Genomic DNA, 1,173 nt, shown 5'->3' with positions numbered 1-1,173 from the left:
GCCCGGGGACATCCCTGACGGGTGTTCAGGGACATAGCGGACACATCACAATGGCTGGAATGGCTCTTTTTGGGGAGGCGTTCCATGCCGTTTCGCGAGGTGTCAGTGATGGACGAGCGGCGAGAGTTTGTGCGGCTGGCGGCCCAAGACGGGGTCAACCGGCGGGAGTTGTGTCGGCGGTTCGGGATCAGTCCCGACACCGGCTACAGGTGGTTGGCGCGCTGGCAAGCGGGCGATGACAAGCTGGCCGACCGGTCGCGGCGCCCGCTGAGTAGTCCCGGCCGCAGCGTCGAAGCGACCGAGAGCGCGGTGCTCAAGGTGCGTGACGCCCATCCGGCATGGGGTGCGCGCAAGATCGTCAGTTATCTTGCGCGCACCGGCACGGTGGTGCCGGCCGCCTCCACCGCCCATGCGATCCTGTGCCGACACGGCCGGATCGGGCCGCCGGAGACGACGGCGCATCCGTTCCGTCGGTTTGAACGGGGCGCCCCCAACGAGCTGTGGCAGATGGACTTCAAGGGCCGCATCGATGTCGGCCTCGACACGGTCTGTCACCCGCTCACCATCATCGACGATCATTCGCGCTACGCGCTCGGTGTCCTGGCCTGCGGCGATCAAAAAGGCCTGACGGTGCAGCAACAATTGACGCGCACCTTCCGCCGCTACGGGCTGCCGGAAGCGTTCTTCGTCGATAACGGCTCTCCCTGGGGCGATGGCGAGGCACGCTGGACCCGGCTCAAGGTCTGGCTGCTCAAGCTCGGCATCGGCGTGATCCATTCGCGGCCCTATCACCCGCAGGGCCGCGGTAAGAATGAACGCTTCCACCGGACATTGAAGGCCGAGGTGCTCGCACTGCGCCGCTATCGCGATCTGGCCGATCTGCAGCGCGCCCTCGACCTTTGGCGCGCCATCTACAATCAAGAACGGCCGCATCAGGCGCTCGGCATGGATGTGCCCGCCAGCCGCTACCGGCCGAGCCCACGGCCGATGCCCGACCGCTTGCCGGAGGTCCACTACGACAGCGACGAGATCGTGCGGCGCGTACCCTTGACCAAGGACTATATCAGCTTCAACGGCCGCCTCTGGCAGGTGCCACGCGCCTTGCGCGGTGAACGCCTCGCCGTGCGGCCGCTCGACCAGGACGGTCGCTATGGAATCTTCTTCGGATCGTGG

At 66.4% G+C, this 1,173-nt stretch carries 1 protein-coding gene; it reads left to right on the top strand.

What is annotated here, in order from left to right; translation table 11 throughout:
- Nucleotides 1-84: 84 nt before the first annotated feature.
- A partial coding sequence (locus BJ122_RS18880) for an IS481 family transposase (RefSeq protein ID WP_245407801.1) occupies nt 85-1,173 on the top strand: 1,089 nt, incomplete at its 3' end.

The sequence above is a fragment of the Rhodopseudomonas faecalis genome (genome assembly GCF_003217325.1).
GTDB classification, from domain to species: domain Bacteria; phylum Pseudomonadota; class Alphaproteobacteria; order Rhizobiales; family Xanthobacteraceae; genus Rhodopseudomonas; species Rhodopseudomonas faecalis.
This window is presented reverse-complemented; position numbering and strand designations above follow the sequence as displayed.